At 72.7% G+C, this 15,576-nt stretch carries 12 protein-coding genes and 1 pseudogene; 3 read left to right on the forward strand and 10 right to left on the reverse strand.

Annotated features, from left to right (window positions below; genetic code table 11):
* The first annotated feature begins 78 nt into the window (after positions 1-78).
* A pseudogene (locus tag ACE4Q9_RS16375) lies at positions 79-1,186 on the forward strand (potassium channel family protein).
* A 204-nt stretch (positions 1,187-1,390) separates the two neighbouring features.
* On the opposite strand, the gene ACE4Q9_RS16380 reads toward ACE4Q9_RS16375, so the two are convergent.
* The 5 genes from ACE4Q9_RS16380 to pdhA form a co-directional block, all read right to left on the reverse strand.
* Positions 1,391-2,809 carry a molybdopterin molybdotransferase MoeA gene (locus ACE4Q9_RS16380; protein ID WP_397984971.1) on the reverse strand — a complete coding sequence of 473 codons (1,419 nt, stop codon included), beginning with the start codon at positions 2,807-2,809 and terminating at the stop codon, positions 1,391-1,393.
* Positions 2,806-3,771, reverse strand: a complete 966-nt coding sequence (locus ACE4Q9_RS16385) for an NTP transferase domain-containing protein (protein WP_397984972.1) — start codon at positions 3,769-3,771, stop codon at positions 2,806-2,808. Before ACE4Q9_RS16385 ends, ACE4Q9_RS16380 begins: the two co-directional genes overlap by 4 nt.
* Positions 3,772-3,832: 61 nt before the next feature.
* Entirely contained in the window at positions 3,833-5,257 is a 1,425-nt protein-coding gene (locus ACE4Q9_RS16390) for a dihydrolipoamide acetyltransferase family protein (protein ID WP_397984973.1), read from the reverse strand.
* Positions 5,257-6,261, reverse strand: coding sequence for an alpha-ketoacid dehydrogenase subunit beta (locus ACE4Q9_RS16395; RefSeq protein WP_397984974.1), 1,005 nt, complete (start codon positions 6,259-6,261; stop codon positions 5,257-5,259). The genes ACE4Q9_RS16390 and ACE4Q9_RS16395 overlap by 1 nt, the downstream gene beginning before the upstream one ends.
* Positions 6,258-7,412, reverse strand: coding sequence for a pyruvate dehydrogenase (acetyl-transferring) E1 component subunit alpha (gene pdhA / locus ACE4Q9_RS16400; RefSeq protein WP_397984975.1), 1,155 nt, complete (start codon positions 7,410-7,412; stop codon positions 6,258-6,260). Before pdhA ends, ACE4Q9_RS16395 begins: the two co-directional genes overlap by 4 nt.
* Before the next feature lie 175 nt (positions 7,413-7,587).
* Between pdhA and ACE4Q9_RS16405 the strand changes: the two genes are divergently transcribed.
* Positions 7,588-8,085, forward strand: a complete 498-nt coding sequence (locus tag ACE4Q9_RS16405) for an Lrp/AsnC family transcriptional regulator (protein WP_397984976.1) — start codon at positions 7,588-7,590, stop codon at positions 8,083-8,085.
* 144 nt (positions 8,086-8,229) lie between these two features.
* On the opposite strand, the gene ACE4Q9_RS16410 is transcribed toward ACE4Q9_RS16405, so the two are convergent.
* Positions 8,230-8,817 (reverse strand): TetR/AcrR family transcriptional regulator, encoded by a 588-nt coding sequence (locus ACE4Q9_RS16410; RefSeq protein ID WP_397984977.1) that lies wholly within the window; start codon positions 8,815-8,817, stop codon positions 8,230-8,232.
* Entirely contained in the window at positions 8,814-10,328 is a 1,515-nt protein-coding gene (locus tag ACE4Q9_RS16415; protein ID WP_397984978.1) for a 3-hydroxyacyl-CoA dehydrogenase, read from the reverse strand. Before ACE4Q9_RS16415 ends, ACE4Q9_RS16410 begins: the two co-directional genes overlap by 4 nt.
* A gap of 160 nt (positions 10,329-10,488) precedes the next feature.
* Between ACE4Q9_RS16415 and paaN the strand changes: the two genes are divergently transcribed.
* The gene (paaN, locus tag ACE4Q9_RS16420; protein WP_397984979.1) at positions 10,489-12,180 is read left to right on the forward strand and encodes a phenylacetic acid degradation protein PaaN; all 1,692 of its coding nucleotides are present in this window, start codon (positions 10,489-10,491) and stop codon (positions 12,178-12,180) included.
* Positions 12,181-12,298: 118 nt separating this feature from the next.
* Here the strand turns inward: paaN and ACE4Q9_RS16425 are convergent, their stop codons facing one another.
* From ACE4Q9_RS16425 to ACE4Q9_RS16435, 3 genes are read right to left on the reverse strand one after another with little or no spacing between them, the layout of a single operon-like run.
* Positions 12,299-13,051 carry a TrmH family RNA methyltransferase gene (locus ACE4Q9_RS16425; RefSeq protein ID WP_397984980.1) on the reverse strand — a complete coding sequence of 251 codons (753 nt, stop codon included), beginning with the start codon at positions 13,049-13,051 and terminating at the stop codon, positions 12,299-12,301.
* On the reverse strand, positions 13,048-14,355 hold the full coding sequence (locus tag ACE4Q9_RS16430) for an HTTM domain-containing protein (RefSeq protein WP_397984981.1): 1,308 nt from the start codon (positions 14,353-14,355) through the stop codon (positions 13,048-13,050). Before ACE4Q9_RS16430 ends, ACE4Q9_RS16425 begins: the two co-directional genes overlap by 4 nt.
* Positions 14,352-15,269 carry a DUF5819 family protein gene (locus ACE4Q9_RS16435; protein WP_397984982.1) on the reverse strand — a complete coding sequence of 306 codons (918 nt, stop codon included), beginning with the start codon at positions 15,267-15,269 and terminating at the stop codon, positions 14,352-14,354. The genes ACE4Q9_RS16430 and ACE4Q9_RS16435 overlap by 4 nt, the downstream gene beginning before the upstream one ends.
* Positions 15,270-15,576 lie beyond the last annotated feature (307 nt).

Below are 15,576 nucleotides of genomic sequence, written 5' to 3' on the forward strand. Positions count from 1 at the left end.
GGCTGCCGCTTCGTCCGACACCGGGTGATGTCGGAGCAGACTCCAGCATCACGACACCGACAGCAGAGGAGACGCACGATGAGCGCCCCACATCGACCAGGGCCGGGCAAGTCTCGTCTCCCGCTCCTGCGCTCCCTCCGGTACTGGTCGAGAACCGAGGACGGTCAATCAGTCCGTTTGCCGGTCGGAGCGACGCTGCCGCCCCTGCAACAGGTACTTCGGCGTCTGGCTCTGGCTCTGCTGCTGCTCGTCCTCACGACGCTGCTCGTCTGGGTGGACCGTACCGGCTATCGAGACAGCGCAGACAGCACAGTGGACCTGCTCGACTCGGCGTACTACGCGACCGTCACGCTCTCCACCACCGGATACGGCGACATCACCCCGGTCAGCCACGGGGCCCGGCTCACCAACATCCTCGTCATCACGCCCCTGCGCGTCCTGTTCCTGATCATCCTGGTCGGCACCACGCTGGAGGTCCTCACCGAACGCACGCGGAACCAGGTCCGGATCGAGCGTTGGCGCGTACGTATCCGTGATCACGTCGTCGTGGTCGGCTATGGCACAAAGGGCCGTCACGCCGTCGAGACTCTTCTGGGGCAGGGGAAGTCGAGGGACCAAATCGTCGTGGTGGACCCGCAGAAGAAGGCCGTGGACCTTGCCACCGGTGATGGGCTTGTCGCAGTCCACGGCGACGCCACGCGCACCGAGACGCTGAGCAGCGCAGAACTGCACCGGGCGGCGCACATCATCGTGGCTGCCCAGCGCGACGACACAGCGACCTTGGTCACTCTCACCGCTCGGCAGCTCAATACGAGAGCCTCGATCGTCGTCGCCGTACGGGAAGACGAGAATATTCCGCTACTGAAGCAGAGTGGCGCCAACGCCGTGATCACCAGTTCCAGTTCGGCGGGCCGGCTGCTAGGCGTGGCCACGTCCAGTACGTGCGGACGTCCTGGAAGACCTGATGACGTACGGGAGCGGACTGGATCTTGTGGAGCGCCCGGTGTCCACGGAGGAGGTAGGACGCTCTCCGCGCCAGAGTCCTGATCTCGTCGTAGCCGTCATGCGGCGCAAGGAACTGCTGGACTACACGGATCCCCGAGCTCGAACCCTCCAGGCCGGAGACCGCTTGATCACCATTCAGTCCCCCGTGCAGTCGACTGCGCCCAACCGTCCGCCTGGTTGACGAAAGAGCCGGATTCTTCAGCGCCTCGGGCGTGTGGAACAGCACACCCAGGGGCGCGATGCGCAGCCGTTCGGCGACCTGGCGCAGCGGGCGCTCCACCACCTTCACCGGCAGTTTCACCCGGTGGATGACTGGGCGTTCGTCCGCCGTTCGGGTGTCGTCCTGCGGAATCCCGGCGGGGTCGGGTGTGTCGCCGTCCACGTTTCACGTGAAACATACCCCGATTCCCCCGGTCGCCCAGGGCAAGTCCAGCAGCTCCGTCTCCTCGCCCTGCCGGGCCCCGCCCGGCGGTACGACGGCCAGCGCGTCGGCGGCGGCGATGCCGCGCAGCATGGCCGGGCCGTTGTAGTGCAGCGGTACGGCGCGGTCGCCGCGCAGCACCACGGGGACGAGCCGGGTGTCGTACGAGTGCCCGTGTACCGCCTCCGTCAGCGGCAGCGTGTACGGCTCCGGGGCGGGGCGCGCGGCGAGGGTGCGCAGCAGCGGCTCGGCGAGCGTGATGAGGCCGGAGACGGCCGCGAGGGGGTTGCCGGGGAGGCCGACGAGGTGCTGGTCGTCCCTGGTGCGGGCCAGCAGCATGGGGTGGCCGGGGCGCACCTTCACGCCGTCGACGAGGAGTTCGGCGCCGATGCGTTCCAGGGTGGGGTGGACGTGGTCGTGTGGCCCGGCGGCGGTGCCTCCGGTGGTGACGACCAGGTCGGCGGTGGAGGCGGTGATCGCCTTGTGCAGGGCCCTGGCGTCGTCGCGGATCCGGCGCACCGCGACGACCTCGGCACCGAGCGCCCGCAGCCAGGGCGGCAGCATGGGGCCGAGCGCGTCCCGGATCAGCCCCTCGCTCGGCAGCCCCTCGGTCAGCAATTCGTCCCCGAGGACGAGGACTTCGGCGCGGGGGCGCGGGACGACGGTGACGGTGTCGTAGCCCGCGGCCGCGGCCAGGCCGAGGACGGCCGGGGTGATCTGGGTGCCGACGGGCAGCAACTGGTCACCGCTGCGGCACTCCTGGCCACGCGGGCGGATGTCCTGGCCGTGGACCATCTCGCGGGTGGCGTGCAGCCGGCCCTGGGCGTCCGTGCGGCCGTGCTCGGTGCGCAGCACGGCGGTGGTGTCGGCGGGGACGCGGGCACCGGTCGCGATGCGGACGGCCTCGCCGTCGGTGAGCGGCGCGGGCTGGGAGTGCCCGGCGAGCACGCCCCCCTCGCGCACCGCCCAGGGTCCGGGTCCGGCGACCGCCCAGCCGTCCATCGCGGAGGTGTCGAAGGAGGGCAGGTCGGTGAGTGCGTCGAGGGGCGCGGCGAGGACGAGGCCGAGGGCGTCGACGAGGGGGACGGAGACGGGGGTGTGGCGGGGGGCGGGGCCGGTCGCGGAGGTCGTTCCGGCGGGCCGGGCCGCGCGGCTGGACCGGGCGGCCCGGGCGGCCCGGGCTGCGGTCTCGCGGGCCTGGGGCCAGGGGGTGGCGCGGTGCCGTTCCGCCGGGGCGTGCGGGTGCGGCTCGGCGTGCCGCGTGTCCCGTGCGGGGCCGGTGCCGTCGTCCTTGGGCTCCCTCACGAGGGCCAGGGCCTCCTCGACGTCGAGGTCGTCGCCGTCCTCCACGGGTGCCCCGTTCCGGATTCCGGGCGCGGTCATCCGGCGTCCGGGGCGCTCGGGCCCCCGCCTTTCCCGGCCTCCGCCGCCTCTTCCTCCCAGCGCAGGGCCAGCGCGGCGGCCTTGCGGGCGGCCTCGGCGACGGCCTCGGGGCCGCCCTCTCCCCGAGCCGCGGCGTAGCCGACGAGGAAGGTGGTCAGCGGGGCGGCGGGCCGGGCGACGCCGTGCGCGGCGTCACGGGCCAGGTCGAGCAGGACGTTCGTGTCGACGTCCAGGTCGATGCCCAGCTCGTCCTTGACTGCGGAGATCCATTCATCCAACACGTGCCCATGCTCCCTGATGCGTGCCCTGGCGTTGACGATGTCGTCCCAGGTGTCGCAGTCGAAGGACGCGTGCGGGTCCGGGACGCGGGTGAGGTTGAGGGCGCCGGTGAGCCGGCGCAGCGGCAGCCCGGCGAGGCCGTCGTGCGCGGCGGCGAGGGCGGCCAGTTCGCGGCGCAGCGCGGTGGTGCGGTACGCGGCGACGAGTGGCTGATCGCGGCCGTCCGCGTCGGTGAGCAGCGCGCCGTCGGCCCCGCTGTCGTCCAGGGCGGTCAGCAGGCGGTGCAGCGTGCCGGCTCGCAGGAAGGGCAGGTCGGCGGAGAGGACGACGGCGCGCTCGGCCGTGGTGTCCCGCAGCCCGGCCGCCAGCGCGGCGACCGGTCCGGCGCCGGGCGGCTCCTCGCGTGCCCAGCGCACCGGGCGGGCGGTGGTCCGGGGCGCGGCGACGACGACGGTCGTCCGAGCGCCCGCGCAGGCCGTGAGCACCCGGTCGAGCAGGGCCCGGCCGCCGACCCGCACTCCGGGTTTGTCGGCCCCGCCGAGCCGCCGCGCGGCACCGCCGGCCAGCACGACGGCGTCGTACGGCGGGGGCGCCGCGCGGCTCCCGGAGACGGCCGCGGCCTGGGCGGCGGCAGGCGGCCCGGCCGTAGTGGCCGTCGGCCCGGCGGCGGCGTTGTCGGTCACTTTCCGAGTATGCGGGCCGGGCCGACCGCAGGGAACCACGGGCTCACGGGAGCCCGGCGGGTCACAGGGTGCGCAGCAGCACCGCCGGCTGTTCCACGCAGTCCGCCACGTACCGCAGGAAGCCGCCCGCCGTGCCGCCGTCGCACACCCGGTGGTCGAAGGTGAGCGAGAGCTGGACGACCTGGCGCACCGCCAGCTCGCCCTCGTGCACCCACGGCTTGGGGACGATCCGGCCGACGCCGAGCATGGCCGCCTCGGGGTGGTTGACGATCGGCGTGGAGCCGTCGACGCCGAAGACGCCGTAGTTGTTCAGCGTGAAGGTGCCGCCGGTGAGTTCCGCCGGGGTCAGCGTCCCGGCGCGGGCCGCCTCGGTGAGCCGGGCGAACTCTCCGGTCAGCGACTCCGCGTCGCGGGCATGGGCGGCCCGGACGACCGGCACGACCAGGCCGCGCTCGGTCTGCGCCGCGAAGCCGAGGTGGACATACGGGTACCGGACGATCTCGCGGGCCTCGGTGTCGACCGAGGAGTTCAGCTCCGGGAACCGCGCGAGGGCCGCGGTGCAGATACGGGCGAGCAGCGCGACGAGCGAGATCTTCGGGCCTCCCGCCGCGTTCATCGCGGCCCGCGTCCGCATCAGTTCCGTGGCGTCTGCGTCCACCCAGCAGGTCGCGTCCGGGATCTCCCGGCGGCTGCGGGACAGCTTGTCGGCGACGGCACCGCGGATGCCCCTGAGGGGGATGCGCTCCTCGCTGCGGACCGTCACCGAGACCGTCGTCTCGTCCCGGCCGGGCGCGGCCGCGGCGGGGGTCCCGGTCGTACGACCGCCGTCCTGACGATCGCTGTCCTGACGACCGGCATCCTGGCCCGCGCCGGCCCGCAGGGCGCGCTCCACGTCGGCGCGCAGGATCAGTCCGTCCGGGCCCGAGCCCGCCAGTCGCCGCAGATCCAGTCCGCCCTCGCGGGCCAGCCTGCGGACCAGCGGGGAGATCACAGGCACGGGCCCGCTGGGCGGCACCGCTGCGACGGGCAGGCTCGACACCGGCGCGGCGGCGCTGCCGTTCACGCCCGAGCTCGCGCCCCTGGTGCCGTTCGCCGCGGCCTTCGCGCCCGTGGCTCCGTTTCCGCGCGTGCCGCCGCCGGTCAGGGCCGCGGGCCGCACCCTGCGGCGCCGGCCGGGGGCCTCGGACGTGCCGTAACCGACCAGGACGTTGCCCGATCCGGCCGTGGGCTCCGGGTCCGGTTCGCCGACCGCGACCGTCAGGAGCGGGGAGCCGACCGGGAGTTCGGTGCCCTCGTCGCCGTAGCGGGCGGTGACCACGCCGCCGTAGGGGCAGGGAACCTCCACCGACGCCTTGGCCGTCTCGACCTCGACCACCGGCTGGTCGACGGCGACCACGTCACCGACCTGGACCAGCCAGCGCACGATCTCCGCCTCGGTCAGTCCCTCGCCGAGGTCGGGCAGCTTGAACTCCAGCACCTGTGCCATCAGCCCTCGGCCTCCCACTGGAGCCGGGCCACGGCGTCCAGGACGCGGTCCACGCCGGGCAGATGGTGCCGCTCCAGCATGGGCGGCGGGTAGGGGATGTCGAACCCGGCCACACGCAGCACGGGGGCCTCCAGGTGGTGGAAGCAGCGCTCGGTGACGCGGGCCGCGATCTCGCCGCCCGGCCCGCCGAAACCGGTGGACTCGTGCACCACGACCGCGCGGCCGGTACGCCGCACGGAGGCGCAGACCGTCTCGTCGTCGAACGGCACCAGGGAGCGCAGGTCGACCACCTCCAAGTCCCAGCCCTCGGCCCGCGCGGCCTCGGCGGCCTCCAGGCAGACGGGCACGGAGGGGCCGTAGGTGATCAGCGTGGCGCTGCGGCCGGTGCGCCGGACCACCGCGCGCCCGATCGGCTCGACCTCGGCCGGCTCCTCGGGGTTCCAGGTGTCCTTGGACCAGTAGAGCCGCTTGGGCTCCAGGAAGACGACCGGGTCGTCACAGGCGATGGCCTGGCGCAGCAGGCCGTAGGCGTCGGCGACGGTCGCGGGCGTGACCACGCGCAGGCCGGGGGTGGCCATGTAGTACGCCTCGGAGGAGTCGCTGTGGTGCTCGACGCCGCCGATACCGCCGCCGTAGGGGATGCGGACGGTGATCGGCAGGGGCATCCGGCCGCGGGTGCGGTTGCGCATCCGGGAGACATGGCTGACCAGTTGCTCGAACGCCGGGTAGGCGAACGCGTCGAACTGCATCTCCACGACCGGGCGCAGGCCGTACATGGCCATGCCGACGGCGGCGCCGAGGATGCCGGCCTCGGCGAGCGGGGTGTCGGTGCAGCGGTCCTCGCCGAACTCCTTGGCGAGCCCGTCGGTGACGCGGAAGACGCCGCCGAGGGTGCCGACGTCCTCGCCGAGCACGTGCACGGACGGGTCGGCGGCCATCGCGTCGCGCATCGCGCGGGTGAGGGCCTGGGCCATGGTGGCGGGCTTGACGGCCACGGTGGTCATCGGCGGTCGCCTTCCTGCTGGTCGGGCCCGTCCTGCTCGGCCGCCAGCTCGGCCCGCAACAGGTCCCGCTGTGCGCGCAGTTGGGCGGTGGTCTCGGCGTAGACGTGGTCGAAGAGGTCCATCGGGTCGAGCTGGGCGTCCTGGTTCATGCGCTCGCGCAGGTCGGCGGCCATGGCCTCGGCGTCCTCCCGGGCGGCCTCCAGGCCGGCCTCGTCGATCAGGCCGCGTTCGGTCAGTTCCGTCTCCAGCAGGCGCACCGGGTCGTGCGCGCGCCAGGCCTCGACCTCGGCGTCGCCCCGGTAGCGGGTGGCGTCGTCGGCGTTGGTGTGCGCGTCGATGCGGTAGGTGACCGCCTCGATCAGCGTCGGTCCGCCGCCCGCGCGGGCGTGCCGGACGGCGTCGGTGAGCACCTCGTGCACCGCGGCCGCGTCGTTTCCGTCGACCAAGCGGCCGGGCATGCCGTAGCCGACGGCCTTGTGGGCCAGGGAAGGCGCGGCGGTCTGCTTGGCGAGCGGGACGGAGATGGCGAAGCCGTTGTTCTGCACCAGGAAGACGACGGGTGCCTGCCATACGGCGGCGAAGTTCAGCGCCTCGTGAAAGTCGCCCTCGCTGGTGCCCCCGTCGCCGACCATGGCGAGCGCGACCACGTCGTCGCCCTTGAGGCGGGCGGCGTGGGCGAGGCCGACGGCGTGCGGCAGCTGGGTGGCCAGCGGGGTGGAGAGGGGGGCGACCCGGTGCGCGTACGGGTCGTAGCCGGTGTGCCAGTCGCCGCGCAGCAGGGTGAGGGCCTCGACCGGGTCCACGCCGCGGGCGACGACGGCCAGGGTGTCGCGGTAGCTCGGAAAGAGCCAGTCGCGGTCTTCGAGGGCCAGGGCGGCGGCGACCTCGCAGGCCTCCTGGCCGGTGCTGGACGGGTAGACGGCGAGGCGGCCCTGCTTGGTGAGCGCGGTGGCCTGCGTGTTGTAGCGGCGGCCGCGCACCAGCTGGGCGTGGAGCCTGCGGAGCAGATCGGGATCGGCCTTGGCGGCCGCCTCGGTGCCGAGGACGCGGTACGGCTCGGCGTCGGGCAGCAGCGGCGCGGGGTCCATACGGGGCTGCCAGGCGGGCGGCGGCGATGGCCGGTACGCGCCCCGCTGCTCCAGAATTGTCATGACGGCACCTCCTCGTGGGAGCGGCTACGGGAGGCGTGTCGGCTGTGACCCGCCTCACCTACCGATTGTTCGGTCGCCGGCACATTTTGGCTACAGGCGCCTCCAGGCTGTGGACAAACGGTTCTCCACAGCCTGCAATGAACGCAGGACGTCCACGGCGATGAAGCGGGGGGACATGGCACCTGAACAAATGGCCGAGACGGCGCAGGAGGCGCTGCCGCCGCCGGCCCGGCCGCTGGACGCCATCGACCAGGACATCCTGCGCATCCTCCAGGCGGACGGCCGCGCCTCGATACGGTCGGTCGCCGAACGCGTCCACGTCTCGCGGGCCAACGCCTACGCGCGCATCAACCGGCTGGTCGAGGACGGGGTGATCCGGGGCTTCGGCGCCCGCGTGGACCATGAGCGGGCCGGGCACAGCACCTCGGCGTACATCACGCTGAAGATCGTCCAGAACACCTGGCGCACGGTCCGCGAGCAGTTGCGCCAGCTGCCCGGCGCCTCGCACATCGCGCTGGTGGGCGGCGACTTCGACGTCCTGCTGCTGGTGCACACGCCCGACAACCGGGCGCTGCGCGAGCTGGTGCTCACCCGGCTCCAGGCGATGCCGGAGGTGCTGAGCACCCGCACGCTGCTGGTGTTCGAGGAGGAGGACCTGGAACCGGACGCCTAGGCGCCCTTCTCCGGAACCGGCCAGGCCGATTTTCCGACTCTCCAGGCCGATGTTCCGGCTCGCGCCAGGCCGTTTATCCGGCTCGACCAAGCCGTCTTTCCGGATCATCGCAAGATCGCGCCGCCCCGCGCGGCCGGAGGCCGGTCAGGCCTTGCGCAGGCCGGAGAAGACCAGCTGGACGACCGCGTCGGCCACCTCGCGGCCCGAGGCGCCGCGGGCCTCCGGCCGGTACCACTCCACAATGGAGTTGATCATGCCGAAGACCAGCCGGGTGGCCAGCCGCACCTCCACGTCGGGGCGTACGTCCCCGTCGGCGGCGGCCGCCTTGAGCAGCTCGGCGACCCGGTGGTCGAAGTCGCGGCGGCGCTCCAGCGCCCAGCGCTCGGTGGCGGTGTTGCCGCGCACCCGCAGCAGCAGCGTCACATAGGGCAGTTCGGCTATGAGCACCTCGACCATGCGCCGCACGACGTGCTCCAGGCGCTCCACGGGCCGCCCCCCGCGCGCCGCCGGCTCCTCCAGGATGGCGAAGAGTCCGTCCAGGGCGCGGCTGACGGCCCGCTTCAGGAGCTCCTCCTTGCCGCTGACATGGTGGTAGATCGACGACTTGGAGATGCCGGCCGCCCTGGACAGGTGCTCCATGGAGGTGCCGTCGTAACCGCGCTGGTTGAAGACCTGGACGGCGACGGTGAGCAGCGTCTCGGGGGTGTACGTGTCGCGCCTGGGCGTGGTCATGAGGTGCCCTCCCGCTTGTCGTCGGCGTAGGCGTGGCGGTAGAGCGCGAGGGAGGGCGCGTAGCGTCCGGAGGGGTCGCGCTCGTGCATCGCGTCCAGGACGTCGTAGGCGAACTCGTCGCCCAGCCTGCGGTCCCATTCGAAGGGGCCGAGCGGGTAGTTGACGCCCAGCCGCATCGCGGTGTCGACGTCCTCCTCGGTGGCGACGCCCTTGGCGACCGCGTCATGGGCGAGGTCGATGATCCGGGCGACCGTGCGCGCCACGATCATGCCGGGGACGTCGCCGATGACGCTGACGTCCTTGCCGAGCGCCTGGAACAGGCCGACGGCCTCGGCGAGGGTGGCCGGCGAGGTGTCCTGGGAGGCGGACAGGGCGATACGGGTGGCCTTGCGGTAGTCGAGGGCGAGGTCGAAGTAGACGACGTCGCGGAACTCCACCGAGGTCTGGCCGTCGGCGAGGACCAGCTGACCGCCGCCGGGCAGCTCCAGGTGGCCGTCCTCGTCGTCGTCCTCCTCGCGGACCTCGATGCCCGCCTCGCGGATCAGTGTGAGCAGTTCGGCGGCGGGGCCGAGACCGCCCCCGGCGAGCACATAGGCGGGCGGCTGCTCCTTGTCGGCGGTCTGCGGTTCGGGCTTCTCGGCGCCCTCCCCGTAGTCGTACCAGCCGTGGCCGGCCTTGCGGCCCAGGCGGCCGGACTCCACCAGGCGGCGCTGGGCCAGCGAGGGGGTGAACCGCACGTCCTGGAAGAAGGACTGCCACACCGAGTGCGTCACCGCCTCGTTGACGTCCTGGCCGATCAGGTCGGTGAGTTCGAACGCGCCCATACGGAAGCCGCCCGACTCGCGCAGGACCGCGTCGATGGTGGCCGGGTCGGCGCCCTGGGCCTCGTAGACGGCGAACGCCTCGGCGTAGAAGGGCCTGGCGATGCGGTTGACGATGAAGCCGGGGGTGTCCGCGCAGGCCACCGGGGTCTTGCCCCAGGCGCGGGCGGTCTCGTACGCGCGCGTGGCCGAGGTGACGTCGGTGGCGAACCCGGAGACGACCTCGACCAGCGGCAGCAGCGGCGCGGGGTTGAAGAAGTGCAGGCCGAGGAAGCGGCCCGGATGGCGCAGGGCGCCGCCGATGGCCGTCACCGACAGCGAGGAGGTGTTGGTGGCGAGCAGGCAGTCCTCGGCGACGATGTCCTCCAGCTCGCGGAACAGCTGCTGCTTGACGTCCAGCCGCTCCAGCACGGCCTCCGCGACGAGGCCGCAGTCGGCCAGCTCCGCGAGCGTATCCGCGGGTTCGAGCCGGGCACGGGCCGCGTCCCGGACGGTGGCGTCGAGCCGGCCCTTCTCCACCAGCCGGTCCAGGCGGGCGCCGATCGCCGCGGCCGCCTCACCGGCCCGGCCGGGCGCGGTGTCGTAGAGCCGCACCGGATGGCCGGCGACCAGTGCGACCTGGGCGATGCCCTGGCCCATGGTGCCGGTGCCGACGACTGCCACGGGGCTGCTGAGGTCGAGTGCTGTCATGTGCGCGATCCTCCCGCACGGGGTTTTCCACAGATGCGGCGGACCCCCCTTGAACCGACCGATCGTTCGGTTACTCTAGCCCTGACCGTCCCATCCCGCTGCTCTTTCCGCCAGGTCCTGAACTCGAAGGCGAGTTCTCCAGACGAGGAGTTGGTCCCGCATGGCCGCCGAACTGACCGTCCCCGAGCTGATCGCGAAGCACCGGCCCACTCTCGACCAGGCCCTGGAAGCGATCCGCACGCGCGCGTACTGGTCCCCGCACCCCGAGCACCCCAAGGCGTACGGCGAACACGGCAGCCTGGACGCAGCCGCGGGCAAGGCCGCCTTCGACGCCCTGCTGGGCACCCGCCTCGACCTCGGCCAGGCGGGCACGGACGACTGGGTGGGCGGCGAGGTCTCGCCGTACGGCATCGAGCTGGGCGTGAGCTACCCGCACGCGGACCTGGACGTACTGCTGCCCGCGATGAAGGCCGGACAGCCGGCCTGGCGGGACGCGGGCCCCGAGGTGCGCGCCGTGGTCTGCCTGGAGATCCTCAAGCGGATCAGCGACCGGACGCACGAGTTCGCGCACGCGGTCATGCACACCAGCGGCCAGGCCTTCATGATGGCGTTCCAGGCGGGCGGCCCGCACGCCCAGGACCGCGGCCTGGAGGCGGTGGCGTACGCGTACGCGGAGCAGGTCCGCACCCCCGGGTCCGCCGAGTGGACCAAGCCGCAGGGCAAGCGCGACCCTCTGGTGCTGGCCAAGGACTTCACGCCGGTGCCGCGCGGCATCGGCCTGGTCATCGGCTGCAACACCTTCCCGACGTGGAACGGCTATCCGGGCCTGTTCGCCTCTCTGGCGACCGGCAACGCGGTTCTCGTCAAGCCGCACCCGCGCGCGGTGCTGCCGCTCGCGCTGACCGTACGGATCGCCCGCGAGGTGCTCTCCGAGGCCGGTTTCGACGCCGAGCTGGTCGCCCTGGCCGCCGAGCGTCCCGGTGAGGGCATCGCCAAGGCGCTCGCGACCCGCCCGGAGATCCGGATCATCGACTACACCGGTTCGACGTCCTTCGGCGACTGGCTTGAGGCCAGCGCCCGCCAGGCACAGGTCTACACGGAGAAGGCCGGCGTCAACACGGTGATCGTGCACTCCACGGACGACTACAAGGGCATGCTCTCCAACCTGGCGTTCTCGCTGTCCCTGTACAGCGGCCAGATGTGCACCACCCCGCAGAACCTGCTGATCCCGCGGGAGGGCATCCACACCGACCAGGGTCCGAAGACCTTCGACGAGGTCACCGCCGACCTCGCCCGCGCGGTCGACGGCCTGCTCGGCGACGACGCGCGGGCCAACGGGCTGCTGGGCGCGATCGTCAACCCGGACGTCAAGGCCCGTCTGGAGGCCGCGGCGGGCCTCGGTGAGGTCGCCCTCGCCTCCCGGGAGATCACCAACCCGGAGTTCCCGGACGCGGTGGTGCGCACCCCCGTGATCGTCAAGCTGGACGGCGCCAAGCCGGACGCCGAGGCGGCGTACATGAGCGAGTGCTTCGGCCCCGTCTCCTTCGCGGTCGCCGTCGACTCGGCGACCGACGCGGTGGAGCTGCTGCGGCGCACGGTCCGCGAGAAGGGTGCGATGACGGTCGGCGCGTACACCACCGACGGCGAGGTGGAGCGGGCCGTCGAGGAGGTGTGCCTGGAGGAGGCCGCCCAGCTGTCCTTCAACCTCACCGGCGGGGTGTTCGTGAACCAGACGGCCGCCTTCTCCGACTTCCACGGCTCGGGCGGCAACCCGGCGGCGAACGCGGCCCTGTGCGACGGCGCCTTCGTGGCCAACCGGTTCCGGGTGGTCGAGGTGCGCCGGCAGGGCTAACGGGTGGGGGCCGTCGGGGGAGCGCGTCCCCCGACGGCCTCCCTCTTCGTCTTCTCCCCGTCGGGATTCCCTTTCGGGTTTCTCCCCGTCGGGTTTCGTTTCCCGACGGCGGCGAAGGCTAGGCGGCGGGTGCGCCCGCGGTGGCGCTCCAGTGGTACAGCGTCATCGCCACGCTGGTGGCGAGGTTGTAGCTGGAGACCTGGGGGCGCATCGGCAGCCGCAGCAGGTGGTCGGCACGCGCGCGTACCTCCGCCGAGAGACCGGTGCGCTCCGAACCGAACGCGAGGACGGCGTCGTCGGGCAGCTCGGTGCTCCGGATGTCCTCGCCCTCCGGGTCCAGGGCGAACAGCGGGCCGGGCGGCAGTTCGCCGACGCCGAGGCGCTCCACGGCGGTCGCGAAGTGCAGGCCCGCGCCGCCGCGCACCACCGTGGGATGCCAGGGATCGAGCGTGCCGGTGGTGACCACACCGGTCGCCCCGAAACCGGCGGCCAGCCGGATCACGGCGCCCGCGTTGCCGAGGTTGCGCGGGTTGTCGAGGACCACCACGGGGGCGGTGCGCGGCATCCGGGCGAGCGCGGCCAGCTGGGCCTCGCGTGAGGGTCGTACGGCGAGCGCGGCGACCCCTGTCGGATGGGGGCGGGCCACGAGCGCGGCGTACGTCTGCTCGGGCACCTCGGTGAGCAGCGCGTCCAGGGTCTCCCGTACGTCCCCGGCCAGTTCCCCGGCCAGGGCGAGCGCGGCCCTCCGGTCGGTGGTGACCGCCACCGGCACCTCGGCGCCGAAGCGCAGCGCGTGCTTGAGGGCGTGGAAACCGTCGAGCAGTACGGCACCGCCGGCGTGCTCGCGCCAGCGGATCAACGGGTCGGTCATGCCGTGAACCCTACGCGTCCGGGCGTGCTGTCCTCCGGGGAGCGGGGCGCGGGCACCGTACCGTCCGCGCCGCCGTCCTTGACGAACCGTCCCCGCGCGCGAGCCGCGAGGGCCCCGAGCCGGCGCAGGAAGGAGGTCGGCAGGAAGACCGCGTCCGCGGTGATCATCGCCAGCGAGAAGAACGGCAGGCCGAGTACGACCGCGATGACGAAGTGCTCCAGCATCACGAAGACCAGCAGCACGTTCTTGACCCGCCGGTTGAGCAGGGTGAAGGGGAAGGCGACCTGCACGATGACGGTGCCGTACGCCGCGATCATCAGCATGGTGCCGCTGGCGGACATCAGATCGGCGAGGGCGGGCCAGGGCGAGAAGTAGTCGAGGTGCAGCGGGTAGTAGACGGCGGTGCCGTCCTGCCAGCGCGAGCCCTGGATCTTGTACCAGCCGGCCGTGGCGTAGATCAGGCAGGCCTCCGCCATGATCACCACGAGGGCGCCGTTGTGCAGCACGTTGGCGATCACGTCCAGCAGGATCCGCGGCTCGGCCGTACGCGCCAGGCGCTGGACCAGCCACCACAGGCCGAGCCCCGCCCACGCAGCCCACAGCAGGACGGGGATCAGCCAGGAGTTGTCGAAAAGCAGTCCGGCCGCGGTCACCGTGACCAGCGCGATCCCGAGGAGGGTCCACAGGATGAGGCCGGTCCAGTCGGTGGGGGTCCGGTCGGGGAGCGCCAGGCCGGGGGTGGATTGGCCGGTGACGGCCGGATCGGGGGCGGCCCGGCCGTCGGCGGCCGTCCGGTCGGCGGGAATTCGGTCGGCGGGAATGCGGTCGGCGCTCGCCCTGCGCCGCGCGTCGAGGGACCACACCTGCCCGCAGCGCGTGAACACGAGGTAGATGGCCATCAGGTGCAGCACGTTGTCGCCGCCGTCGCCGACGAAGACGCTGCGGTTCTGGAGCGACAGGACGCCCACCATGAACAACACCGAGGCCGTACGGGTGCGCCAGCCGAGCAGCAGCGCGGCGCCGGCGAGGACCGCGAACAGGTAGAAGCACTCGAACCACAGCTGCCCGCTCGACCACATGAGCGCCGTGAAGGCGTGGTTGTCCATGATCAGCTGCCGGCCCATGTTCCAGCCCCAGGGGCCGACCGGGCCGTACAGCTCCTGGCGGTGGGGGAACTCGCGCAGCAGGAAGAACAGCCAGGTACCGGCGAAGCCGATCCGGATCACGGCGCTCTGGTACGGCCCGAGCGCCGCCTCGGTGACACGGGCGAGCCCGCGCGACAGGGCCTTGGAGAACTGGTTCACCGCACGCCTCCGGCGGCCTCGTCGGCGCTCACTGTCCACCAGGGCAGCACGCGGTAGAGGGGCTTGTCGGACACCTGTTCACCGCTCCATGAGGGGGGCTGCACATTGATGGTGCAGGAGCGCACCTGCACCCGCTGTATGACACCGATCCGGCTGGTCGGATCGGTGCGGTACAGGCGCATCACCGCGATCCGGCGCAGGTACTGCTCCGACAGGGCACCGCGCATGCCGACGGGACGGTTGTCCGCGGTGTGCGTCGCGGTGAGGAAGTCCCAGGCGCGGCGCAGTTCGTTCTGCTGGGTGTGGCTGGGCGCCGGGTTGTGCTCGATGGCGGCGCCGTCCTGGGCGGACAGGTCGGTCCAGCCGGTGGTGCGCACACTGCCGTCCTTCATCCGCACCTCGGCGCGCACCTGCACGGCGATGTTCTGTTGCAGCGGATTGGGGGCGAACAGCTTCCAGTTCTGCTCGAACTCCGGGAACACCCACGCCTCGACGGCCTTCTCGTGCTGCTTCGACACCGTGTTCTGCGGCGCGAGGCTCAGGAACACCATCAGCAGATGCACCCCGACGCCGACGCCGACGACGGCGACCACCAGCGCGGCGACGATCTGATAGCGGCGGGAGAGGGCGGCGAGACCGCGGCGGGCCGGGTCGTGACGCGGGACCGCGCTCTGCGGACGCTCCTCGTGCTCCGGGTACTCCGGGTGCTCTAGGTGCCCCCCGTTCTCCGGGGGCTCCGCGTGCTTCTCGTTCTCCGGGCGCTCCGCGTGCTCCTCGCGCTCCGGTTTCTCAGGGCCTCCCGGATTTTCCGGGGCCTCTGGGTTGTCCGGTACCTCTGGTTTCTCCGGGGGACGCGCCCCGGCCGGCCCGTCCGGGCCGCGCGCGGCCCCCGAGTCCTCGTCGTACGCGTCCATTCCGCCCCGTTCCCCAATTCCGGCTCAGTCGTGGGTCGGCCCACCGGGACGGCCCCGCGGAGCCGCCCCATCCGATACGGCCGCCCGGCACGGGCGCCGCACGGTGCACGAGCGCCCATCGCGGCACATGCACGGAACGGTACTCAGCCCCTGCCGCCGAGCGCAGCCCCGGGGGCCGGACCCTCTCGTCCCCGCACGCTTCGTCCACAGCCACCGCCCACCCGGAAGCCCCTCGCCCACGGATTCCACCGGTCCGCACATTCCGCCGGACCGGTCCGCACTTCGCATGCGTCGCCGCACTTGTCCA

The sequence above is a fragment of the Streptomyces sp. AM6-12 genome (assembly GCF_044327085.1).
Taxonomy (GTDB): domain Bacteria; phylum Actinomycetota; class Actinomycetes; order Streptomycetales; family Streptomycetaceae; genus Streptomyces.